Consider the following 22151-nt stretch of genomic DNA (forward strand, 5'->3'; position numbering starts at 1 on the left):
ACCGTGTTCGCTCGGATGCCCTGGTGGGCGTGGGCGACGGCGATCGACTTCGTCAGCCCGACCAGCGCGTGCTTGGTGATGAGTGAGAAACAGTGTTAGAACACTGTTTCTCACTCACGACCCTCCGTCTAACCGCGGGCGAGCACCTGCGGCAGCACCGTGGTGAGCCCGGTCCAGTCCGAGGTGATGACCGACGCGTGCTGCTTCGCCAGGTCGGCGACGCGCTGGTTGGCCTGGTCGACCGTCGGGTTGTGGGCATCGATGGCCGGCGCGACGTTCTGGCCGTCGGTCATCACGACGTAGTAGTGGTTCGCGTCGTACCACCACGGCCCGGTCTGCGTCACCCACGCGTTCGCGTCGCCGTCGAACACGACGAACCACGGCTTGAGGTCGGCGGTGTACTTGTCCCGCGGGTCACCGCCGGCCGCGCCGTGCACGGTCGGGAAGATGTTCGCGTCGCCGAGCTTGCCCGCGTTCTTCAGCCCGACCAGGTACCGCGCGTACTCGACGTCGGTCTTGAGCGTGTCGGTCGGGTTCTGCTCCTCCACCGTGCCCGGGATGATCTCGGTGATCACCCGGCCCCGCAACGCGTCCACAGACGGCCAGTTGTCCGCCTTGGCCGCGTCGTCGAGCGTGGCGTAGCTCCCGAGCAGCTCGGCCGGGCGGAACGCGACGCTGCCGAGGTGCGAGCGGAACGTCGCGTCCAGCTCGTCCGCGCCCATGCCGGTGTTGTCCGAGAAGCCCGTCTTCATCTCGAGCTTGAGCGTGATCGGCGTGTGCCCGGGGTGCGCGGCGAGCCAGATCCGGATGTCGTCGAGGCAGTACTCGAGGTTCTTGTTCTTCCCGCCGGTGTACAGCTGCGACGCCGAGGTCGCCGCGACGCAGTTGTTGCTGTTCCCCAACGGGTTCGAGTGGCTGACCTTCCACTCGTGGGTGAAGAAGTCCGGCCAGACGTCGAGCTCGATCAGCGACGAGCCGGCGTCGAGCGCCCGTGCGAGGTAGTCGTAGGCCGCCGGGTCGTACGTGTTGTGCACGCCGACCGTCGTGACGTGGGAGAGCTTCGGACTGTCCGCATTGGCAGCAGTCGCTCCCGAGAACGTGAGAGCTGCCGCGAGGAGGACCACCGAGAAGAGCTTCATCCAGGCTCCTTCGAACGTGAGTAACGTTCACAATGTCTCACCGTGGTTGACTGTTGATGAAGCAAAAGAGGCCGATTGGCCTAGACCAGAAGTCGGGAAACCACCATGACGACGAGCCCTCCCTCGGCGTTGACCATCGCCGGATCGGACTCCGGCGGCGCCGCCGGGCTGCAGGCGGACCTGCGCACGTTCCTGACCTGCGGCGTGCACGGCCTGGTCGCGGTCACCGCCGTCACCGTCCAGAACACCCTGGGCGTGCACGACCGCGCCGACCTGCCGCCGCACATCGTGGCCGGGCAGATCGAGGCCGTCGCGGCGGACATGGGCGTCGGCGCGGCCAAGACGGGCATGCTCGCGTCGGCGGAGATCATCCACGCGGTCGCCGCCGCGTGCGACAAGGCCGGGATCGGACGCGACGAGAAGATCCCGTTCGTCGTCGACCCGGTCGCGGCGTCCATGCACGGCCACCCGCTGTTCGACGACGCCGGCCTGCACGCTCTGCGCGACGAGCTGCTCCCGCGCGCGACGGTGCTGACGCCGAACCTGGACGAGGTCCGGCTGCTCACCGGGATGACCGTGAAGGACCGCGAAGGCATGCACACCGCGGCCGTGGTGCTCCAGCGGATGGGCCCTCGCTACGTGCTGGTCAAGAGCGGGCACCTGCAGTCCGACCCCGAGTGCGTGGACCTGCTGTTCGACGGCTCGACGTTCGTGGAGCTGCCGGGCGAGCGATACCCGACGCCGCACACGCACGGCGCGGGCGACACGATGGCGTCGGCGTTGACGGCGGGCCTGGCCAAGGGCATGTCCGTGGTCGAAGCGGCGCGGTACGGCAAGTGGTTCGTCTCGCACGCGGTCGAGCACGCTTACCCGATGGGGGCCAAGGTCGGCCCGGTCTCCGCCTTCTGGCGGCTGGCACCCGAGGAGCGCTGAGTACCCGTCCGGTTACCATCCCTGCGTTTACTGATCCTTGAACTCAGCAGGGGGCGGCCTTGACCGGACGCGAGCGGGTGGCGAAGGTCCTCGAGGACCGCCGCTTCCAGAACTTCATCATCGCCGTGATCGTGTTCAACGCGATCACGCTCGGGATGGAGACGTCGACGTCGCTGATCGACGGCTACGGGACGCTCCTGCACACCCTCGACCACATCGCGCTGAGCATCTTCGTCGCCGAACTGCTGGCGAAGTTCTACGCCTACCGCGGCGCGTTCTTCCGCGACAACTGGAACGTCTTCGACCTGCTGGTCGTCGGCATCGCGGTGATCCCGGCGACCGGGCCGTTCGCCGTCCTGCGGTCGCTGCGCGTGCTGCGCGTCCTGCGGCTGATCTCGGTCGTGCCGTCGATGCGCAAAGTCGTCTCCGGGCTGCTCGCGGCGATCCCCGGCATGGCGTCGATCGCCGCGCTGCTCGCGCTGATCATCTTCGTCGCCGGCGTGATGGCGACCAAGCTGTTCGGCGTCATCTCGCCGGAGAACTTCGGCGACCTCGGCACCTCGCTGTTCACCCTGTTCCAGGTCATGACCGGCGAAGCGTGGCCCGACATCGCGAAGGAGATCATGGTCCAGGCGCCGATGGCCTGGATCTTCTTCGTCGTCTACATCCTGGTGTCGAGCTTCGCCGTGCTGAACCTCTTCATCGCCGTGGTCGTCAGCGGCATGGAGGACGAGCTGCGCCAGGACATCCGCGAGGAAGAGGCGAAGCAAGCCGAAACCCAGGCGGCCGCGAACCAGGAGATCCTCGACGAGCTGCGCGCGGTCCGCGCCGAACTCGCCGAGCTGCGGCGGGAGCAAGCCGCTTAGTCGTCCGAGATCAGGGCCTCGAGCGCCGGGATCGCCGCCGTCAGGGCTTCGCGGTGCTCGGGCGTCAAGCGGTCGAGACGCCGGTTCAGCTCCTGCACCCGGGTCGACCGGACGCCCGAGACGAGCCGCTCGCCCTCCTCCGTCGCCTTCGCCAGCCACGCCCGGCGGTCGACCGGGTCGGACTCGCGGCTGACGTACCCCGCCTCGACCAGGGACGCGATGATCCGCGACATGGTCGCCGCGGCGACGCCTTCCTTGGCCGCGAGGTCGCCGAGCCGCAACTGGCCCGCGTGCACGAGCGTCGCGAGCGCCGAGATGGCGCCGTGGCCCGGGCCCGGCACCCCGGCCTGCCGCAGTGACCGGGACAGCCTGCCGACGGCGAGGTACAACCTGCCCGAGACGTCCTGGACCGATGTGCTGGTCACGGCTGGCTCCTTCTGCCTCACGCGTGCGCGGGTGCGCCGGAAAGTTCCGTCAACCTTACGGGTTCCCGGTGCACGTTCGGCGTTAAGGCACCCCGGTTCACCGGGGTGGACTCGACGCTTGCGCCCAGAACCGCTGCGGCACGCGCCCCGCGCTTCGGGCCAGGTGACCGGCGACGACGGCCGAACGCATCGCCGCGGCCATCCGTTCGGGGTCCGTCGCCCGGGTGACGGCGGTGGACAGCAGGACGGCGTCGCAGCCGAGCTCCATCGCCAGCGTCGCGTCGGACGCCGTGCCGATTCCGGCGTCCAGGATCACCGGCACGCCCGCCCGCGAAACGATCAGCTCGATGTTGTGCGGATTCCGGATGCCGAGGCCGGTGCCGATCGGCGCGCCCAGCGGCATCACGGCGGCGCAACCGGCCTCCTCCAGGCGCAGTGCGAGCACCGGGTCGTCGTTCGTGTAGGCGAACACGGTGAACCCGTCGGCGGCCAGCCGTTCGGCGGCGTCGAGGGTTTCGATCGGGTCCGGGAGCAGCGTCCGGTCGTCGGCGTGCACCTCGAGCTTGATCAGATCGGTACCGAGGGCCTCGCGCGCGAGCTGCGCGGTGAGGACGGCTTCGGCGGCCGTGCGGCAGCCCGCGGTGTTCGGCAGCAGCTCGATGCCGAGCCTGCTCAGCAGTTCCAGGACACCGGAGCCGCCTTCGGCGTCGGCGCGGCGCATGGCGACGGTGGTCAGCTCGGTGCCGGACGCGACCAGCGCACGTTCGAGCACGGCGAGGTTCGCCGCGCCGCCGGTGCCGATGATCAGCCGCGACTGGGCCTTGAAGGCGCCGATGACCAGCGGTTCTTCGTCCATTTTCAGCCTCCCTGGACCGCGGTGAGCACGTCGACGCCCGCGCCCTTGGGCACGGCCGTGGCAGGCCAGTCGCTCCGGCGGACGACGACGCCGTCGACCGCGACGGCGATGCCGGGCCGCTGCCAGCCGGATGCGTCGAGGACGTCGGCGACGGTCGCGCCGTCCGGGAACTCCGTCCACGTTCCGTTGAGCTTGATCTCCATCACACGTGCTCCTTCTGGTGCAGGCGGGCGGGCGAAGCCGCTTCGACGCCTTCGGGCGGCTTCTCGCTCTCGAGCCAGGCGACCACGGCGTCCGCGGTCACGGGGGCCATCAACAGGCCGTTGCGGTGGTGCCCGGTGGCGGCGAAGACGCCGTCGTCCAGTACGCCGATGTAGGGCAGCACGTCCCGGCTGCCGGCCCGCAGGCCCGCGGCGGTCTCGACGAGCTCGTACTCGGTGATCGCGGGGAAGACGCGCTCGGCGCCCTCGATCAGCTCGCGGACGCCGCGCGCGGTGACGGCCCGGTCGAAGCCCGCTTCGTACTGCGTCGCGCCGAGAACGAGCTCCTGGTCGCCGCGCGGGACGAGGTAGATCGGCCGGCCCTCGACGACGGCGCGCACGGTGCGTGTCGGCGGTGGCAGGCAGCCGCGGCGGGGCTTGAGCCGGAGGATCTCGCCCTTGAGCGGGCGGACGGCGTCGGCGAGCTGCGGGTGCAGCCGGCCGGTCCAGGCGCCGGCGGCGAGCACGACGGCGTCGGCGTCCGGGATGCGTTCGACGCGCTCGCGGACGAACCGGACGTCTCGTTTCTGGCAGGCCGAGTAGAGGGCGTGGAGCAGTTTCCGGTTGTCCACAGCGAGGTCGCCGGGCACGTGGAGTCCACTTCGGACGGACCCGACACCGGGTTCGAGCCGCTTGGTCTCCCGGCCGGTGAGGCGTTCGGCCGCGCGGCCGATCGAGTGCAGGTGACCGGCGAGGATGTCGAGGTGACTGGCGTCGGCGCGGTCGAAGGCGACGACGAGCGTCCCGTGCCCGGCCAGGCCGGGGTCGACGCCCTCTTGGGTGAGGTCGCTGGCGAAGCCGGGCCAGCGTCTTAAAGAAGCTTCGCCGAGGGTGAGGACGTCCTCCTCGCCCGGCCACGCCTCGGTGACCGGGGCGAGCATGCCGCCGGCCAGCCAGGACGCGCCGCCGCGGGCGGGTTCGGGGTCGTAGAGGGTGACGGCGTGGCCGGCTTGGGCGGCACGCCAGGCCACGGACAGGCCGATCACGCCGCCGCCGACGACGGCCAGGGTGTTCGTCATGGGAATCACGCTCCCTGCGCCGGCATGACCCGGATCAGGTTCCACGGTCGGAGCGGCAGCTCCCTCTCAGCCCGTGCTTCGGGCTCCCGTGCGGACTCGTCCACCCTAGCTCGCGGGGTACGGTCGCCGCTATGCCCGCCCTCTCCGGTGACAAGATCCGCGCCCGCCTCGACGCCGCGCGCCTGTACCTGTGCACGGACGCCCGCACGGCCCGCGGCGACCTGGCCGCGTTCGCCGACGCGGCCTTGGCCGGCGGCGTCGACATCATCCAGCTGCGCGACAAGACGGGTGGCTCTTCGCTGGAGGCCGGCGCCGAGATCGCGGCGCTGGAGGTGCTGGCCGAGGCGTGCGAGCGGCACGGGGCGCTGCTGTCGGTGAACGACCGCGCGGACGTGGCGCTGGCGGTCGGCGCGGACGTGCTCCACCTGGGCCAGGACGACATCCCGGTCCCGCTGGCCCGCCGCATCCTGGGCGACGAGGTGGTCATCGGACGCTCGACGCACTCCGTTTCGCAGGCTTCGGCCGCCGCTTCGGAGCCGGGCGTGGACTACTTCTGCACAGGCCCGTGCTGGCCGACGCCGACGAAGCCGGGCCGGACGGCGCCCGGGCTGGACCTGGTGCGTTCCGTCTCCGCCTCGGCCGTCTCGCGGCCTTGGTTCGCGATCGGCGGGATCGACGGTTCGCGGCTCCCGGAGGTGCTTTCGGCGGGCGCGTCCCGGATCGTGGTGGTCCGGGCGATCACCGAGGCCGAGGACCCCGAGGCCGCGGCGCGGGAGCTGCGGGCCCGCCTCCCCTGACCGAAGTTCGTGAAGGCCACCTTGAGGAACTTCAAGTTCCTCAAGGTGGCCTTCACGGCTTTACGGGGTCGGGGTGGTGGCCGCGCCCTGGCTGGTTGCCGGGGCCGAGGTCGTCGGCTGCTGGGCCGTCGTGCTCGGCGTCGGGGTCGTCGTCGGCGCCTCGCTCGATGTCGTCGGCGGGGTGGTCGTCTCCGTGGTCGTCGACGGGGTGTTCGTCGGCGAGTCCTGGGTGTCGTTCGTGGTGGTCGAAGGCGTCGTCGACGGCGTGGGGTCCGCGTGACCGCCGTTGCCGAAGATCTTGCCGATGCTCGAGCCCGTGCCGCCGCCGATCTGGGTGCCCGTCGCCGACTCGAAGCCGACTATCGCCAGGATCGCCACCGCGAACGCCGCCACGCTCGTGCCGATGATCAACGGCCAGCGCAGCTTCCGCAGCCGGGAAGGCTCTTCCTCGGGAGGAGACTCCGGCCGGGGCAGCTGGACCGTCGGCTGCTCGGCCAGCGCCACCTCGGAACCGGTTCCACGCCGCCGGATTCCCGACGCCGCCAGCTCCCGGGCCTTCAACGCCGCCGCGCGCGTGCGCTGCAGCGAGCGCAGGTACACCTCGCCGCCGACCGTCGTGATCACGCTCGCCACGCCCGCGCCGACGACCGTGCCCGCCACGCCGAGCGTCGAGCCCAGCAGCGCCGCCGTCACCGCCGCGAGCGCCGCCGCCATCACCTGCGCGATGCGCAGACCTGACTTTTCTTCCTTCGCTTCGGAAGTCGCTGCGTTCTCCTTGCTCATGATCCCGATCCGGTAGTAAGTCTTCTCCCCTGTCCAACGTCTAAGGCGCGCGAGGAACTCCCCGCGTTGCCGGAGCGTGAGGAGCGCCACTCCGTCTGTCCACAATAGACACTCCAGGCCGAACACTTTCTTGACATACTCGGCACATGGAACTGGTGACGATCTCTGACATCGAGGCCGCGGCGAAGCGCGTCCGGGGTGTCGCCGTGCGCACGCCCCTGTTGCTCCAGACGTGGGATCCCCGCGGAACCCTGTGGCTCAAACCCGAAAGCCTGCAACCGGTCGGCGCGTTCAAGGTGCGCGGCGCGTTCAACGCGATCGGCACCCTCGACGAAGAAAGCCGCTCCCGCGGTGTCATCGCCTACTCGAGCGGCAACCACGCGCAGGCAGTCGCCTACGCCGCGCAGCAGTACGGCGTGCCCGCGGTGATCGTCGTGCCGGACGTCGCGCCGCGCATCAAGGTCGAGGCCACCCGCGCGTACGGCGCCGAGGTGATCGAAGTGCCGATCGGCGAGCACGAGGGGAAAGCGCACGAACTGGCCGCCGAACGCGGGCTGACCCTCGTCCCGCCCTACGACGACGCGGCCATCATCGCCGGGCAGGGCACGGCGGGCCTCGAGATCGCCGAGGACCTCCCCGACGTCGAGGTCGTGCTGGTGCCGGTCAGCGGCGGCGGGCTGGCCTCCGGCGTCGGTACCGCGATCAAGGCGCGCTGCCCGCGGGCGAAGGTCATCGGCGTCGAGCCGGCGCTGGCGGGAGACACGACGGAGGGGCTGCGCTTGGGCCGCCAGGTCGACTGGCCGCAGGCCGACCGCGCCCGCACGATCGCCGACGGCCTGCGCGCGCAGCCGTCCGAGCTGACCTTCGCGCACCTGCGGGAGGTCGTCGACGCCATGGTCACGGTCACCGAGGACGAGATCCGCGAGGCCATGCGCACGCTCGCCAGGAAGGCCCGGCTGGTCGCCGAGCCCAGCGGCGCGGTGGCGACGGCGGCGTACCTGTTCCACGCGGGCGAGCTGCCGGCCGGGCGCACGGTCGCCATCGTTTCAGGCGGCAACGCCGACCCGGCGCTGTTCGCCGAGATCCTCGCGAAGTAGCCAGGTCCCAAGCGCCCCAATGTGGCCTTGGTTGCGTTGAACGCACCCAAGGCGGCCTTCGGTGCGTTCAACGCACCGAAGGCCACATTGGGGCGCTAGGAGCCGGCCACCGGGGAACCGCCGCGGATGTGCGTCGGCGGGCCTTCGACGCCGCAGTGGTAGCACTCGCCCAGGTGCGGGCACTCGTCCGGAGCCGAAGCCGGAGCCGAGCCCGCGTCCGAGGACGGCGGCGCGAGGACGCCGTTGTGGATGCCCAGCGCGATCAGCCCGCCGGCGATCGCCAGCGCGGCGCAGATGACCAGCGCCATCCGCCAGCCCGCGGTGAGCGCCACCGGGTCGGCGTACGCCTCGCCGGTCAGCCCCGCCGCCGCGGGCAGCACCGCCACCGCCAACAGCCCGCCGGACCGCGCGATCGCGTTGTTCACCCCGGACGCGACACCGACGAATCGGTCCGGGGCCGCGGCGAGCACCGTCGCGGTCACCGGGGCCACCACCGTCGCCAGGCCGAGCCCGAACACGACGACCGCGGGCAGCACCGCGCCGAGGTAGGACGCGCCGGGCGCGATGCGCAGCATCAGCAGCATCCCGATGCCGACGACGATCGGGCCGACCACCAGCTGCGCGCGCGGCCCGATGCGCTGGGCGAGCGCGCCCGAACGCCCCGACAGCAGCAGCATGATCACCGTGAGCGGCAGCCCGGCCAGGCCGGACGCCGTCGGCGAGTAGTGCAGCGACACCTGCAGCTGCATGACCAGCAGCATCATCACGCCGCCGAGCGCCGCGTAGACGACGAACGTCAGCGCGTTCGAGAGCGTGAACGTGCGGTCGCGGAACAGCGACGGCGGCACCAGCGGCTCGCGTGAGCGGTGCTGGACGACGACGAACGCGGTCAGGCCGGCGATCCCCAGCAGGCCCGCGACCAGCACGATCGGGTCGCCGATGCCGCGGCCCGGCGCCTCCACCAGCGCGCCGGTGACCCCGGCGAGGCCGATCGCGCCGAGCGCCGCGGCCCCGAAGTCCGGGTGGCCGGTCGCCTCCGGGTCGCGGGACTCGGGGACGTACTTGCGGGCCATCAGCACGACCGCGACCGCGATCGGCACGTTGATGAGGAACGCGAGCCGCCACGACCAGACCTGGACGAGGAAACCGCCGAGCAGCGGCCCGGCGGCCGCCGCGATGCCACCGAGGCCGGACCAGGCGCCGATCGCGCGGGCGCGGGCGTCGTGCGCGAAGGACGACTGGAGGATCGCGAGCGACCCCGGCGTCAGCAGCGCGCCGCCGATGCCCTGCAGGATCCGCATCGCGACCAGCATCTCGGTGGACACGGCGGCGGCGCACAGCCCGGACGCGACGCCGAACCAGACGACGCCGATGAGGTACATGCGACGCCGGCCGTACCGGTCGCCGAGCGAGCCGGCGACCAGGATGAGCGCGGCGAGCGCCAGCAGGTAGCCGTCGAGGATCCACTGGAGCCCGGCGACGGAGGCGTTGAGCTCGGTGCCGATGCGGGGCAGGGCGACGTTGACGATGGTGCCGTCGAGCATCGCCATGCCCGAGCCGAGGATGGTGGTGGCGAGCACGCCGCGCGCGGCGTGCGTCCCCCACCGGATCCCCGTGTCTTCAGTGGCAGTCACCCCGCCACCTCACCCTGCCCGGAGATCGCCGTCAACACCGGGTCACGGCATCAGCGTGGTGACGAACTTGTACCGGTCGCCGCGGTAGACGGACCGGGCGTACTCGACCGGCTTGCCGTCCGTGGCGAACGAGTGCCGGGTCAGCCGGAGCACCGGCATGCCGACGTCGGCGCCGAGCATCTCCGCCTCTTCCGGACCGGCGAGCGACGTCTCGATCGACTCTTCCGCGCGTTCCAGTTCCACGCCGTAGTACTCGCGTAGAACGGCGTACAACGAACCGCCGGCCGAGACGTGCTTGCGCAGCCCGCGGAATCGGCCCGCCGGCAGGTGCGAAGTCTCCAGCGCCATCGGCTGCGAGTCCGCGAGTCGAAGCCGTCGAAGGCGAAGAATTTTCGCACCAGTACGGATTCCGAGCAGTTTCGCGAGATCGCCTTCGGCCGGCAGCTCCTCGAGCTCCAGCAGCTTCGATGACGGCTTCAGGCCTTGGCGCCGCATGTCCTCGGTGTAGGAGGACAACTGCAGCCGCTGCGCGAGCTTCGGCTCGGCCGCGAAGGTGCCTTTCCCCTGCACACGGTGCAGACGGCCCTCGGCGGTGAGGTCGGCCAAAGCCTGGCGCACGGTGGTGCGGGAGACCGTGAACTCCCCGGCGAGCGCGCGTTCCGTCGGGATCGGCGACCCGGGCGGCAGCACGTCCAGGAGGTCGAGAAGGTGCTGTTTCAGTGCCCAATACTTGGGCTCGCGCTGCCCGCGCAGCCCGGCGACGGCGCCCGCCTCGCCCGTGGTGGTGGTCTCCAACATGCCCGACTCCCTATGTCTTCCCTCATTGCGCGCCACGTCCCCGTAAGAAACGTACCCTTTTCCCCAAACGCGCCGCCCCACTAAGATTGGTCTAGACCTGACCGACGCCGCCTGAGTCCGGTACATAATGCCGGAGGTGGAGAGGAAAATGATGACCGAACAACGGCCCGGCGAGCACATGGCCGCGGAGATCGCCCAGCAACCGGACGTCCTGGCCGGACTGGTGGGGCGTCAGGCGGAAATCGCCGAGGTGGCGGAAAAGATCTCACAACGCCCCCCGCGCTTCGCTTTGCTCGCCGCGCGTGGATCGAGTGACCACGCAGCGTTGTATGCGAAGTACCTGATCGAGGTACTGCTCGGCCTTCCGGCTGGTCTTGTCTCCCCGTCCACGGCGACGCTGTACGGCGCGCGGCCCGATTTGCGGGACGTGCTGTTCGTCACGGTCAGCCAGAGCGGTGGCTCGCCCGACCTGATCGAGGTCACCGAAACGGCGCGCCGCCAGGGCGCGCTGACGGTGTCCGTCACCAACACCCCGGACTCGCCGCTGCGGGCGGCGTCCGAGCTGGGCGTCGACATCGGCGCCGGGTTGGAGAAGGCCGTCGCCGCGACTAAGACGTACTCGGCGACGCTGATGGCGCTCTACCTCCTGATCGACGCGGTGCGCGGCGGCAAGGCGGCCGACGCCGAGAAGATCGGCGAGCTGGCGCAGCAGACCCTCGACGGTGCCGCCGAGGGCGTCCAGCGCGCGGTCGACCGGTACCGCTTCGTGGACCGGGTCCTCACCACCGGCCGCGGCTACTCCTACGCGAGCGCGCTCGAAGGCTCGCTCAAGCTCGCGGAGACCAGCTACCTCGCCGCCCGCGCGTACAGCGGCGCGGACCTGCTGCACGGTCCGGTCGCGGCGGTGGACGGCGAGACCGCCGTGCTCGCGGTGACCAGCAAGGGGCAGGGCGGGCAGGCGATGCACGAGGTCCTCGAGGCCGTCGGCAAGCGCGGCGCGGACGTCCTCGCGGTCGGTTCGGCCGCCTCGGAGGTGCCCGCGGCGCTGCGCATCGACGTCGCGCCGACAGTCGAGGAACTCGCCCCGATCCTGGAGATCCTGCCCATCCAGCGGATCGCGCTCGGCCTGTCGCTCGCCCGCGGCGGCGACCCGGACAGCCCGCGCGGCCTGCTGAAGGTGACCAAGACCCGGTGACCTTCGCGATCGGCGTCGACGCCGGCGGCACGTCGACCAGGGCCGCACTGGTCGACGCCGCCGGCGTCGTGCTCGGCACCGGGCGCGGCGACGGCGCCAACCCCAACGCCCACGCGCCCGAGGTCGCCGCGGGCCGGATCGCCGACGCGATCACCGCGGCGCTGGGCGCGCACGACCCGGGCGGCGTGCGCGCGTGCGTCGTCGGCATGGCCGGCGTCAGCAAGCTCAGCGACGTGCGCGTGGCGGCGGTGTTCGACGCGGCGTGGGCGCGGATAGGACTCACCGGCGTGCGCGTGGTGGCCGACGCCGAAGTGGCGTACGCGTCCGCGACCTCGGCGCCGGACGGGACCGTGCTCGTCGCCGGCACCGGTTCTATCGCGGGCCGGATCCGCAAGCGCCGGCTGGCCGGCACCGTGGGCGGCTACGGCTGGCTGCTCGGCGACGAAGGGTCGGCGTTCTGGCTCGGCCGCGAAGCCGTCCGATCCACTTTGGAGGCTCTCGGGCGCGGCCTGTCCCTCGACGGGTTGCCGTCGGCGGTGCTCGCGGCCGCGCTCGGACCGTCCGGTTTGGACGTCCGGACCGACGCGGAGCGGCTCGCCGCGTCGCGCGCGTTGATCACGGCGGCCAACGCCGAGGCGCCCGTCCGGCTCGCCCGGTTCGCCCCGTTGGTGAGCGCGGCGCACGACGCGGACGAGCCCCGCGCACGCGAAATCGTCACCCGGGCGGCCGAACTTCTGGTCGCGAACGCCCTCGCCGCGCGCGAACCCGGCGAGTCGACGCCGGTGGTGCTCGTGGGCTCGGTGCTCACCGGAAACAGTCCGGTCGGCGCTCTCGTACGCCGTGGATTGGCCGGTCTCGAGGTCCTGACCAGCTCCGATGGGGTGCTCGGGGCGGCCTGGCTCGCGGCCGTGGACGCCTTCGGCGAAGGGGTGGCTAGACCAGTATTTCCCTAAAAAATTGAGTAAAACGCGACGCGAAGACGCCAAAACGTCGACTGGAGCCGGGTAGTCCGGGTAACGTAGTCAGTGGCCCCCGGACCCTCCCCCCTCGCCGGGGGCCGCCTTATGTCCGGGGTACGTCGTCCGGGCCGGTTTCGGGGGCCAGTCGCAGGCCGGGGTGCTCCGGGGGCAACGCCCGGTAGAGCACCCAGCCACTCACCGCCACGGTCAGCGCGACGAGCGGCCACGACAGCACCGTGCGGGCCACGCCGAGCGCGATCACCTGGCCGGACCACCACAGCAGGCCGTAGACGACGACCCGCAGCACGTACTGGCCGAACACCCACACCCAGCTGGCGCGCGAGTACGCCTTCAGCAGCACGGGGTCGCGGCGCCAGCGCGTCTTCTGGCCGAGCACCAGGCCGACGACGACGCCGAGCAGCGGCCACCGGATCACGATGCTCGCCGCCCAGAGCAGCGCGCTGGCCACATTGGACATCAGCTGCAGCAGGAAGAAGTCCTGGGCACGGCCGGTGTGCAGGGCGATCAGCGCGGCCGCGACGACGGCGGCCAGGCTGACGACCAGCGCGCGGATCTTCCCGCCGCGGACCATCCGGTAGATCCCGAGGGCCACGGCGACCGCGATGGCGACGCCGGCTCCCCAGGCGATGGACTGCCCGGCCGCGAGCCAGCCGACGACGAAACCGGCGGGCGGGATGCTGGCGTCGAGCGCGCCCCGGCGGCCACCGAGGATCTGCGCGAGCGATTCACGGGGTTCTACGGACACCTGTCCAGCGTGCCGGATCGCGGCGAGGAGCCTCCAAGCAGGGAGATGTTCGCCACAAGAGTCTGGTGATTGCCTTCGAGTGTGCTGTGTCACGGCATGCGGAAGGTGAAAACTACGTAATAGAGAGGCGGAGAAGACCGACAAGATAAGACACTGTTACCGCAGGCTGAACTCCGGTGGGGCCCGGACGGTTAGTTGTGGTGTACAACTACATGTCGGGGAGTCGGTCGCAGGACGGGAAGGGGACCCAGCGTGTACGGATTCGACAGCTATGTGGCGATCGGGGACAGCTTCACCGAGGGGCTCAACGACGAGCTGCCGGACGGCACGTTCCGCGGCTGGGCCGACCGGCTCGCGGAGATCCTGGCGGGTGGGCGACCCGGCTTCCAGTACGCGAACCTGTCCCTGCGGGGCAAGATGCTCGACGAGATCATGGACGAACAGCTCCCGATCGCCCTGGAGCTGAAGCCCGACCTGGTCACGCTGTGCGCGGGCGGCAACGACATCATCGTCCCGGGGGCGGACGTGGACGCGGTGGCGGCCCGCCTCGAGGAGGGCGTGGCGAAGCTGCGGGCGGCGGGCATCCCGGTGCTGATCTTCAACGGGCCGGACACGAAGGTCCTGTCGGTGATGTCGGTCCTGCGCGGCAAGGTGGGGATCTACAACGCCCACCTGTGGGCGATCGCGGAGCGCCACGGGGCCCGGCTGGTGGACCTGTGGACGATGGGGCCCCTGCACGACAGGCGCGCGTGGAGCGACGACCGGCTGCACTTCTCGCCGGAGGCCCACCGGCGGATCGCGATGAAGTCGGCCGAGGTTCTGGGGGTGCCGATCGAGGGCGACTGGCGGGAGCCGTGGCCGGTGGAGGCGGTGCCGAGCCGGTGGCTCGACTCGCGGCGGTCGGATCTGACGTGGACGAAGGTGTACCTGCTGCCGTGGATCCGGCGGCAGCTGCGAGGCCAGTCCGTGGGGGACGGGTTGTCGCCCAAGCGGCCCCAGCTGGCGCCTTATGTGCCTTTGGACGTGCTCGAGGTGCCGGACAACGCGCAGGCTCGGCAGCAGGCCAGCTGAAGTCGGCTCGGTCCGGTGCCCGAGGGCTGTGAAGGCCACCTTGAGGGGTTGCTGAAGGTGGTGTTCACGGCTTTCGGGGTCCGGCGGCGGTTGTCATGAACGAGTCGTTCATGTCGTCGGAGGCCCTGAACGGGTCGTTCGGAGGTCCGCGGCCGGAGTCCGGGCTCAGCCTTGGTCGCGCTGGCGGCTCCCGCGGTGTCTTGAATGAGTCATTCAGGTCGTCGGATGTCCTGAATGACTCATTCAGGACACCCTCCGGGGCCTGACCTGCCAGGCCCGGCTCGCCTACAGTCCAATCCCGCCGGAGCGCGGCCCCCGGACGTCGCGAATGACTCATTCGCGGCGCCGGAGGTCCCCAATGAGTCATTCGCGACGCTCGAACTGACCACGCAGCCCCCGGAGGGCGAGCCGGCCTCACCTCACAAGCCATCCCGCCCGCCGAGCGCCCGGCCCCAGACAGACCCCGCCGCTCCCTGGGGGGCCGCCCCGCTTCCAGCGTATCGGTCGCCTCCGACGGAAAGTGCTCAACCGATCACAGACCGGCCAGTTGTCCACATGTCGACTTGCCTGGGGACAACTTGTGGACGACCACTCTTCCCCGGGTCGCCAACCCGCCTCACCCGGCTTACAGTCCCCTTATGTCCGGTGGTCGTCGCTGGATCCTCGTGGTCCCGATCGCGGTGCTGGTCACCGCGCTGCTGGCGGGGGTCGTCACCTGGGCCCAGGGCGGGAACATCCAGCGTGACCTGACCGCCGACACCCAGGCCGCCCTCGCCCAGGCCGGGCTCGCCAAGGGCAACGTCACCTTCGACGGCCGGGACGCCACCCTCAGCGGCTTCGCGCCCGACCAGGCGCTGCGCGCCCTCGAAGTCGTCCAGAACGTCGACGGCGTGCGGGCCGCTCAGCTGCAGGGCGACGTCACCCCCGTGGCCCCGAGCAGCGCCGCGCCTCCCGCACCGACCACCCCGCCCAGCACCAGCAGCCCGCCCCCGACCACCAGCGCCACCGCTCCGCCGCCGCCCACCGACAAGGCCGGTGTGCAGGCCGAGATCGACCGGATGGTCGCCGAGGCGCCGATCACCTTCGAGCCGGACACCGCGCGGCTCACCCCCGAAGGCGAACAGGCCGCCCGCACCGTCGCGATCGCCCTCGCGAAGTCGCCGGACACCTTCCGGTACCGCGTCACCGGCCACGTCGGCCGGGGCCCCGGCGGCGAGAGCGCCGCCCTGAAGCTTTCCCGGGACCGCGCCAGGGCCGTCGCGCGGATCCTCACCACCAACGGGCTGACGACCAAGCGCGTGACCTACCGGGGGCTGGGCGACACCCGGCCGGCCACCGGCGGCGAAGAGGACCGGCGCGTCGAAATCACCGTCGTTTGAAGGGGTGAGTAGCAGATGGTGTGGCTGTTCGGGCAGATCTGGCTGTGGCTGGTCATCGCCTTCGCCCTCGGCGCGCTCACTTCGTGGCTCGTCCTGCGCGCCGCTCGGCCGAAGCCCCGGCCCGAGCCCGAACCGGAGTTCGTCGAAGACACCCGCTACGAGCCCGAGCCGTCGGCGGCCGAGCAGACGCAGTTCATCCCGGCGGCCTGGATGCAGCCCGACGCCGAGCGGGCCGAAACCGTCCACGACGACGAAGAACCCGAGCCCGTCGGCCACCGCGAGGGCCGGCTGCCGCTGCCGCCGCAGCGCGGGCCGCAGGCCGAGGACTGGCCCACCGAGGAAGAACCCGCCTGGCCGGAGGCCGACGAGCTCCCGGAGGGCACCCCGCAGTGGCCGCACCAGCCTGGGCGCGGTGGCTGACACCCATCCTGGTAAGTTCGGCTACGCACTGTGAGCGAGGCCAGAGGAGGGGGTGGCGTGGCGCTCCCCCATTGGACGGCGCAGCAGGTCCTGCCGCCGGGCCGCCACGCCTGCGACCTCGCCGACGTCTACGAACGCCTGGTCTTCGACGCCCCGCACCAGAACGAGCGCGAGATCCTCTTCAGCGCGCTCAACAGCTACCTCGGCGTGGCGCGGCGGATCATGCCGTCCGGCCGGGCCTGGATCGGCGGCGAGCTCGTCGTGCGCACCGCGCACCCGCCGCAGGGTCTCGACGTCGTCCTCGTCCCGGACGAGTGGGGCGCGCTCAAGCGGCTCGACGACGCCGGCCGGTCGGCGCTGTACGGCCTGCTCACCCTGCGCGGCGTGATCGTCGGGCAGCCCGCGATGTACCTCGATCAGGTTCAGCCGGTCGGGGGCATGCTGGACGGCTTCCTGTGCCGCCCCGGCGACGAAGACGTCTGGGCCGAGGTCTGGGCCGAAGGCGGCAGGGGCTACCCGGAGATGGTCTGGTGAGGAACGAGTTCCGGCGCATCGCCGACGAGATCCCCGGCGGCACGTGGCTCGACGACCTCGCGCGCGCCTCGGCGATGGCGGCGAACGCCAAGTTCGAGCGGACGTCGCGGTCGCCGCTGCTGCACGTCTCGGTGATCGGCGAGCAGAGCATCGACGCCTACACCTTCTCCGACATCAGCCGCGCGCTGCAGGACGCGACGGCCAAGATCGGGCACATCATCCGGAACCCGTCCGGCGAGGTCACCCAGGTCCAGCAGGCCGACCGCGACAAGGCGCCGCTGATCCAGCGCGGCCAGGCGGGCAACGCGATCTTCTTCGGCTTCCCCGAGCTCGACGCGGTCGACGACGCCCTGATCGTCGACGGCATCGAGACGCTCTCGGAGCGGGCCGTCAAGGAGCTGTGCGACTTCCTGCCGGCGAACGGCTCGGACGACGGCGCGCTCGACGCCGTCCTGCTGCAGCGCGACACCGTCCGCAACGCCGTGAGCGACATCGTCAACGCCGTCGCGAAGAACGCCGGCATCGGGATGGCGCTGACGCCGACCGCGGGCGAGCAGGTCACGCGCAGCATGACGACCGAGCAGGCGCGGATCCTGCAGGGCAGCCTCCGGGAGCCGCGCGAGGCCGTCGGCTACGAGACCGTGCGCGGGCGGCTCGACGGCGTCCGCACCCGGCGCCGGATCTTCTACCTCGACCGCGAGTCGGGCGGGACCATCCAGGGCGCGGTGGCGCCGGACCTGCTCGACGAGATCAAGGAGAACCTCGACCGCCCGGTGACGGCGCGGCTGCGCGTGGTGCGGACGACGACGATCGACGGCCGCCGCGGCCGTCCCGTTTTCGAGCTCCTCGAAATCACACCCGAAGTGAGCCTTTTCGACTGAGAAGTCCGGTACGCGACTTTCGTCTTGAACACCGGAACCGACGGTCGTCGTAGGCCGCACGGCCACGCGAACAGTGGGAACTCCGATATTCTTCCCATTGATCACCGGGCCACACCCTGCGCGCGTTGTCAGGAAATACCGATACCTGGCGCAAAACGGTGGGACAATGACTTTTTCCAGAATGTAACAATTTCGTTCGTGGGCACTCTTATGGGTTAACGTCGTCGCACTCCCACCCGAAGGGGTCCGCATGATGACCGACCCGCAGTACCCGCCGCCGACCGCCGCGCGCCACGGACGGCCCGCGCCTCCGGTGACGGCCACGGAGCGTCGTCAGGCCAACGCGAAGCCCGGCCGGAACATCCTCGCGATCGCCGGCCTGGTGCTCGGCGTGGCCGCCCTGGTTGTCGCGTTCGTCCCGGACATCGGATTCGTCGCTTGGCCGCTGGGCGGGATCGGGCTCGTCTTGGCGATCGTGGGACTGGTCCAGGTCAAGAAGGGCACGGTGGGCGATCACGGGCTGGCGATCACCGCCATCGTGGTCACGGTCGCGGCGCTGCTTTCGACCGGCGGCGTGCTGGCGTACTCGACCTTCCTCGGCGGCGGCGAGTCCGGGCTGCACCTGCCCTCGGTGGCCGGGGACAAGCACTCCGTGACGTTCCAGGTGACCTCCGCCGGCGGCGCCACCGTGCGTTACGGCAGCCTGTCGGACCAGCGGACGGAAAACGCGCCGGCCAGCACCGACGCGTGGGAAGGCGCGGCGTCCTACAACAATGGTTCGTACCTGTTGACGCTCACCGCCGACACCCGCAACGCACAGCTCAACAACGAAATCAGCTGCGCCATTCTGGTCGACGGCAAGAAGGTCGCGGAAAACAGCGGGACGACAATCGCGCTCTGCACGGCTAACGTGAGCTGAGCCGAGGTTTCCGCCGAGCCTGGCGACCGGCCGGCCTACCCCCAAGTCGGCCGGCCGGGCCGCCACGAGCCGCTCCTGGCGGCTCCCGGCCCCGGCGGGGTTTTCCCGCACGGGGCCCGGCGCCGGCGTCTCAGCCTGCCCCTCCCCTAGGGCTCAGCCGGCACCGCCGAACCTACGCGGACGCCACCCGGAGGCACTAAGAATCCACTAAGGATTCACCGCCGGAGCCGCGGTCGTGATCTATTCGCAACCGGCATTCTTTCCCCACGAATGTGGATCACCGCCGGAAAGATGTCACGCGAAATCTTCACTGCAGTTCGGCGAGCTCGGTCCGGACCTCACCGACCAGCTTCGGGTGCACCCGCTCGTAAATGCGCACCGACAACGCCAGCTGCTCCCGCGCGCCGTCGAGATCACCGCGCGCCCGCAGCACCCGGCCCAGCGTCAGCCTCAGCGCACCTTCGCGCGCCGCGAACTCGCGGCTGATCGCCAGGTCGATCGCCTCCCAGACGTACCGCTCCGCCGCCTCGACGTCGCCCGCCCGGAGACTGAGCTCGGCCAGCTTGTCCAGCGAGACGACCACCCGGTCGTCGTCCCCGAGCTCGCGGTGGATCGCCAGCCCCGCGAGCTGGTGGGCGATCGCGTCGGGGAGGCGGCCCGCCCGCTTCTCCGCCTGCGCGCAGCTGCTGAGCGCCTGGCCGCGCAGCGTGACGTCCGGCGCCTCCGCGATCGCCCGCGTCAGCCGGTCGATGGCCTTCTCGTGCTCGCCGCGCCGGCTCAGCGCGCGGCCCAGGTGCAGGTCGACCGACGTGCTCAAGCCCGGGTCCGGCACGCGCGCGGACAGCTCCAGCGCCCGCTCGGCGTCGGCCAGCCCGGCGCCCGGCAGCTCGAACTTCAGCGCGATCCCGCACCGCGCGAGCCGCAGCCAGCACTGCCCGGCGACGTCGCCCGCGGCTTCGGCGGCGGCGACGCCGAGGTCGGCCATCCGCGTCCACTCGTCCAGCAGCGGGCACGCGACGCGGTAGGTGTGGCCCAGCAACGCGAGCCGCCAGACGTCGTCGTAGCGGCCGGTCGAGTACGCGGCGTCGAGGGCCGCGAGCAGGTTCGGCCACTCGGCCGCGAACCAGTCCTGCGCCTCGGCGAAACCGGTCAGCGGCGGCATCGCCTCGTCGGCGAGCACGCCGGTGAAGTCGAGCGGGTCGGCGACGTGGCCGAGCCGGCGCCGCGCCCGGTCGGCCACCGCCTGGTAGTAGCGGACCGTCCAGCCGATCGCCTCGTCGCGCTCCTTCTCGCCGAGCTCTTGTTCCGCGAGTTCGCGCAGGTAGAGCCGGACGAGGTCGTGCGGGGCGAAGACGTCTCGCGCGGTCTCGACGATGAGGTTGTGCGCGGCCAGCGCGCGCAGCCGCCGCCGGGCTTCGATGACCGGGATCTGCGCCACCGCGGCCATCAGGTGCGGCCCGACCATCACCCCGGGCACCGCGCCGACCTGCAGGAACGTCTCGGCGATCTCGCCGGGCAGGCCGCGGAAGGAGACGTCGAAGGCGGCGCGCACGCCGTCGTCGGCGCCGTCGACCTGCAGCCCGGCCAGCCGCGTCCGCTCGTTGCCCAGCTCGTCGACCAGCTCCTCCGCGGTGCGCTGGGCGCTCGCCGAAAGCCGCGCACCCGCGATCCGCAGCGCGAGCGGGAGATAGCCGCAGAGCCGCGCGAGGGCGTGGTTGAGGTCCGCCGGGCCGGCGAGCTCCTCGATGAGCCGGACGGCGTCGTCGGGCGCGAGCGTGCCGAGCACGCGCTGCTTGGCCGCGTTCGACACGGCCAGCCCGTCGAGGCGCGACCGGCTGGTCACCACGGTCATCGTCCGGGCGCTGGGCGGCAGCAGCGGGCGCACCTGCTCGGCGGTGCGGGCGTCGTCGAGCAGCACGAGCATCCGCCGTCCCGCGATCAGCGACCGGTAAAGCGCGACGCGTTCGTGCAGCAGTTCCGGGATCTTCGCGGTCTCGACACCGAGGCCGAGCAGGAACTGCGTGAGCAGCTCGGCGGCCTCCAGCGGCGGGTGGTGCGGGTCGAAGCCGCGCAGCGACGCGAACAGGACGCCGTCCGGGAACCGCGCCGCGATCCGGTGCGCCCACCAGACCACGAGGGTGCTTTTGCCGACCCCGGCGGTCCCGGTGACGATCGCGATCGTCGTTTCGCCGGCCTCGGCGCGGGTGACCAGGCTGTCGAGCCAGGCCAGCTCGTCGGCGCGCCCGGCCAGGCTCGGCACCGCGGCGGGCAGCTGCGAGATCGGCTGCCCCGGCTCGAGGGCGGAGCTTTCACGTGAAAGCACCGGAAGGGCGTCGTTGAGCACGCGCTCGTGCAGCCAGCGCAGCTCGGCGCCGGGCTCGACGCCCAGCGTGCGGAGCGTGGCGCGCGAGACGGTCCGGTACAGCTCGAGCGCGTCCCCGCGGCGTCCGGCGTGGTACAGCGCCCGCATGAGCTGGCCGGCGGTCCGCTCGGCGAGGGGATCCGCGCGGACGATCGGGCTCAGCTCGACGATCAGCTCGGCGTGCCGGCCGAGGTCGAGATCGGCGTCGACGCGAGCACCGTGCACGGCGAGGCGGAGATCCTCCAGTTCGGGTGCCTGCAGCGAATCGGGCACGCCGCCCAGCGCCGGGCCCTGCCAGAGCGCGAGCGCTTCGGCCAGCAGCGCGGCGGCGACCTCCGGGGTGGCCTCCGACGCGCGGTCGAGCAGGCCGCGCGCCCGGTGGACGTCGATCCGGTCGGGCTCGACCGCCAGGCGGTAGCCCGGCGGCGTGGTCAGGATGCTGGGGCCGTCGATGCCCCGGAGGATCCGGCGCAGGTGGGAAACGTTGCCGTGGACGATGGTCCGGGCGGTCGCGGGCGGATCGTGGCCCCAGAGGGCGTCGATGATCTCGTCGAGCCCGACGACCTTGCCGGGCTTGAGCGCGAGCAGGGCGAGCAGGCCGCGGACGCCGGGGCCGCCGATCGGGATCGCGACGTCGCCGTCGAAGAGCTGGACGGGCCCGAGCAGCTGGAACCGGCTTTCGGCCATGCTCGCGCCCACCTCCCCGGAGTCTCCCTCACCGCGAAAATCAACCTACCGTGGTGACGGGTTGTCGAACGGGGCTGGTACCAGGAGTTTTGGCCGCCCTGCGGATTCCGCAGCGCCGAGCGGGACGGGGTGCGACATCCATGGGCGGATCGTCACCCCGGACGTGAGACGACCCCGTACCAGCGGTCCCGATCCGCTGGTACGGGGTCGTAGTGCTACTCCCGGCTGGGCCGCCAGGGGGCGCGGTCCACCCGTCGTCTTCACCGGCGACCGGGCGGGTGAGCTCACCCCGAGCGAAGCACCCGCCGATCGTCCGCGAAGACGGTTGTCGCGCGGGCCACACGCCCGCGCGGTGGCGACACGGTAACAAA

General features: G+C 71.5%; 22 protein-coding genes and 1 riboswitch. Of the genes, 12 read left to right on the forward strand and 10 right to left on the reverse strand.

The features are described 5' to 3' along the window. Positions 1 to 128: 128 nt before the first annotated feature. Complete coding sequence (locus AB0M59_RS50855) at positions 129 to 1139, reverse strand: phosphatidylinositol-specific phospholipase C domain-containing protein (RefSeq protein ID WP_364630774.1); 1011 nt, start codon at positions 1137 to 1139, stop codon at positions 129 to 131. A 105-nt stretch (positions 1140 to 1244) separates the two neighbouring features. On the opposite strand from AB0M59_RS50855, the gene thiD reads away from it, so the two are divergent. Together thiD and AB0M59_RS50865 are read left to right on the forward strand one after the other, a co-directional pair. Continuing rightward, positions 1245 to 2072 (forward strand): bifunctional hydroxymethylpyrimidine kinase/phosphomethylpyrimidine kinase, encoded by an 828-nt coding sequence (thiD, locus tag AB0M59_RS50860; protein ID WP_364630777.1) that lies wholly within the window; start codon positions 1245 to 1247, stop codon positions 2070 to 2072. 59 nt (positions 2073 to 2131) lie between these two features. Next, positions 2132 to 2938: an ion transporter gene (locus tag AB0M59_RS50865; RefSeq protein ID WP_364630780.1), complete on the forward strand. Its 807-nt coding sequence runs from the start codon at positions 2132 to 2134 to the stop codon at positions 2936 to 2938. Here the strand turns inward: AB0M59_RS50865 and AB0M59_RS50870 are convergent. The 4 genes from AB0M59_RS50870 to thiO form a co-directional block, all read right to left on the reverse strand. After that, entirely contained in the window at positions 2935 to 3363 is a 429-nt protein-coding gene (locus AB0M59_RS50870; RefSeq protein WP_364630783.1) for a MarR family transcriptional regulator, read from the reverse strand. The genes AB0M59_RS50865 and AB0M59_RS50870 overlap by 4 nt on opposite strands. Positions 3364 to 3460: 97 nt before the next feature. Continuing rightward, complete coding sequence (locus AB0M59_RS50875) at positions 3461 to 4219, reverse strand: thiazole synthase (protein ID WP_364630785.1); 759 nt, start codon at positions 4217 to 4219, stop codon at positions 3461 to 3463. A 2-nt stretch (positions 4220 to 4221) separates the two neighbouring features. Then, positions 4222 to 4422 (reverse strand): sulfur carrier protein ThiS, encoded by a 201-nt coding sequence (gene thiS, locus AB0M59_RS50880; protein ID WP_364630787.1) that lies wholly within the window; start codon positions 4420 to 4422, stop codon positions 4222 to 4224. Then, positions 4422 to 5498 carry a glycine oxidase ThiO gene (gene thiO / locus AB0M59_RS50885; RefSeq protein WP_364630790.1) on the reverse strand — a complete coding sequence of 359 codons (1077 nt, stop codon included), beginning with the start codon at positions 5496 to 5498 and terminating at the stop codon, positions 4422 to 4424. Before thiO ends, thiS begins: the two co-directional genes overlap by 1 nt. Then, positions 5493 to 5598: riboswitch (TPP riboswitch) on the reverse strand. Its footprint overlaps the gene before it by 6 nt. A 31-nt stretch (positions 5599 to 5629) precedes the next feature. Between thiO and thiE the strand changes: the two genes are divergently transcribed. Further along, a complete protein-coding gene (gene thiE / locus AB0M59_RS50890) occupies positions 5630 to 6295 on the forward strand; it encodes a thiamine phosphate synthase (protein WP_364630793.1) in 666 nt (221 codons plus the stop codon). 60 nt (positions 6296 to 6355) lie between these two features. Here the strand turns inward: thiE and AB0M59_RS50895 are convergent, their stop codons facing one another. Then, positions 6356 to 7078: a hypothetical protein gene (locus AB0M59_RS50895; protein ID WP_364630796.1), complete on the reverse strand. Its 723-nt coding sequence runs from the start codon at positions 7076 to 7078 to the stop codon at positions 6356 to 6358. Positions 7079 to 7224: 146 nt separating this feature from the next. On the opposite strand from AB0M59_RS50895, the gene AB0M59_RS50900 reads away from it, so the two are divergent. Further along, positions 7225 to 8175, forward strand: a complete 951-nt coding sequence (locus AB0M59_RS50900) for a threonine/serine dehydratase (RefSeq protein ID WP_364630799.1) — start codon at positions 7225 to 7227, stop codon at positions 8173 to 8175. Positions 8176 to 8270: 95 nt separating this feature from the next. Here the strand turns inward: AB0M59_RS50900 and AB0M59_RS50905 are convergent, their stop codons facing one another. Both AB0M59_RS50905 and AB0M59_RS50910 read right to left on the reverse strand, forming a co-directional pair. Then, positions 8271 to 9809: an MFS transporter gene (locus AB0M59_RS50905; RefSeq protein ID WP_364630802.1), complete on the reverse strand. Its 1539-nt coding sequence runs from the start codon at positions 9807 to 9809 to the stop codon at positions 8271 to 8273. 42 nt (positions 9810 to 9851) lie between these two features. Then, a complete protein-coding gene (locus AB0M59_RS50910; RefSeq protein WP_364364728.1) occupies positions 9852 to 10607 on the reverse strand; it encodes a GntR family transcriptional regulator in 756 nt (251 codons plus the stop codon). A 148-nt stretch (positions 10608 to 10755) separates the two neighbouring features. On the opposite strand from AB0M59_RS50910, the gene AB0M59_RS50915 reads away from it, so the two are divergent. Beyond that, positions 10756 to 11802, forward strand: coding sequence for an SIS domain-containing protein (locus AB0M59_RS50915; RefSeq protein WP_364630804.1), 1047 nt, complete (start codon positions 10756 to 10758; stop codon positions 11800 to 11802). Then, positions 11799 to 12755, forward strand: a complete 957-nt coding sequence (locus AB0M59_RS50920) for a BadF/BadG/BcrA/BcrD ATPase family protein (protein ID WP_364630807.1) — start codon at positions 11799 to 11801, stop codon at positions 12753 to 12755. The genes AB0M59_RS50915 and AB0M59_RS50920 overlap by 4 nt, the downstream gene beginning before the upstream one ends. 109 nt (positions 12756 to 12864) lie before the next feature. Here AB0M59_RS50920 and AB0M59_RS50925 read toward each other — a convergent pair whose 3' ends face one another. Next, the gene (locus AB0M59_RS50925; protein WP_364630809.1) at positions 12865 to 13527 is read right to left on the reverse strand and encodes a DUF3159 domain-containing protein; all 663 of its coding nucleotides are present in this window, start codon (positions 13525 to 13527) and stop codon (positions 12865 to 12867) included. Between the two features lie 252 nt (positions 13528 to 13779). Between AB0M59_RS50925 and AB0M59_RS50930 the strand changes: the two genes are divergently transcribed. From AB0M59_RS50930 to AB0M59_RS50955, 6 genes are all read left to right on the forward strand, one after another. Then, positions 13780 to 14598, forward strand: a complete 819-nt coding sequence (locus AB0M59_RS50930; RefSeq protein ID WP_364630812.1) for an SGNH/GDSL hydrolase family protein — start codon at positions 13780 to 13782, stop codon at positions 14596 to 14598. A gap of 638 nt (positions 14599 to 15236) precedes the next feature. Further along, positions 15237 to 15977 (forward strand): OmpA family protein, encoded by a 741-nt coding sequence (locus AB0M59_RS50935; RefSeq protein ID WP_364630814.1) that lies wholly within the window; start codon positions 15237 to 15239, stop codon positions 15975 to 15977. Positions 15978 to 15992: 15 nt separating this feature from the next. Beyond that, on the forward strand, positions 15993 to 16397 hold the full coding sequence (locus AB0M59_RS50940) for a hypothetical protein (protein WP_364630817.1): 405 nt from the start codon (positions 15993 to 15995) through the stop codon (positions 16395 to 16397). 57 nt (positions 16398 to 16454) lie between these two features. After that, positions 16455 to 16931: a hypothetical protein gene (locus AB0M59_RS50945; RefSeq protein ID WP_364630819.1), complete on the forward strand. Its 477-nt coding sequence runs from the start codon at positions 16455 to 16457 to the stop codon at positions 16929 to 16931. Continuing rightward, positions 16928 to 17812 (forward strand): hypothetical protein, encoded by an 885-nt coding sequence (locus AB0M59_RS50950; RefSeq protein WP_364630822.1) that lies wholly within the window; start codon positions 16928 to 16930, stop codon positions 17810 to 17812. The genes AB0M59_RS50945 and AB0M59_RS50950 overlap by 4 nt, the downstream gene beginning before the upstream one ends. 250 nt (positions 17813 to 18062) lie before the next feature. After that, a complete protein-coding gene (locus AB0M59_RS50955) occupies positions 18063 to 18731 on the forward strand; it encodes a DUF4190 domain-containing protein (protein ID WP_364630824.1) in 669 nt (222 codons plus the stop codon). 307 nt (positions 18732 to 19038) lie between these two features. On the opposite strand, the gene AB0M59_RS50960 is transcribed toward AB0M59_RS50955, so the two are convergent. Beyond that, positions 19039 to 21780: a BTAD domain-containing putative transcriptional regulator gene (locus AB0M59_RS50960; RefSeq protein ID WP_364630827.1), complete on the reverse strand. Its 2742-nt coding sequence runs from the start codon at positions 21778 to 21780 to the stop codon at positions 19039 to 19041. Positions 21781 to 22151: the final 371 nt, after the last annotated feature.

This window comes from Amycolatopsis sp. NPDC051371 (genome assembly GCF_040682155.1).
GTDB lineage: Bacteria > Actinomycetota > Actinomycetes > Mycobacteriales > Pseudonocardiaceae > Amycolatopsis.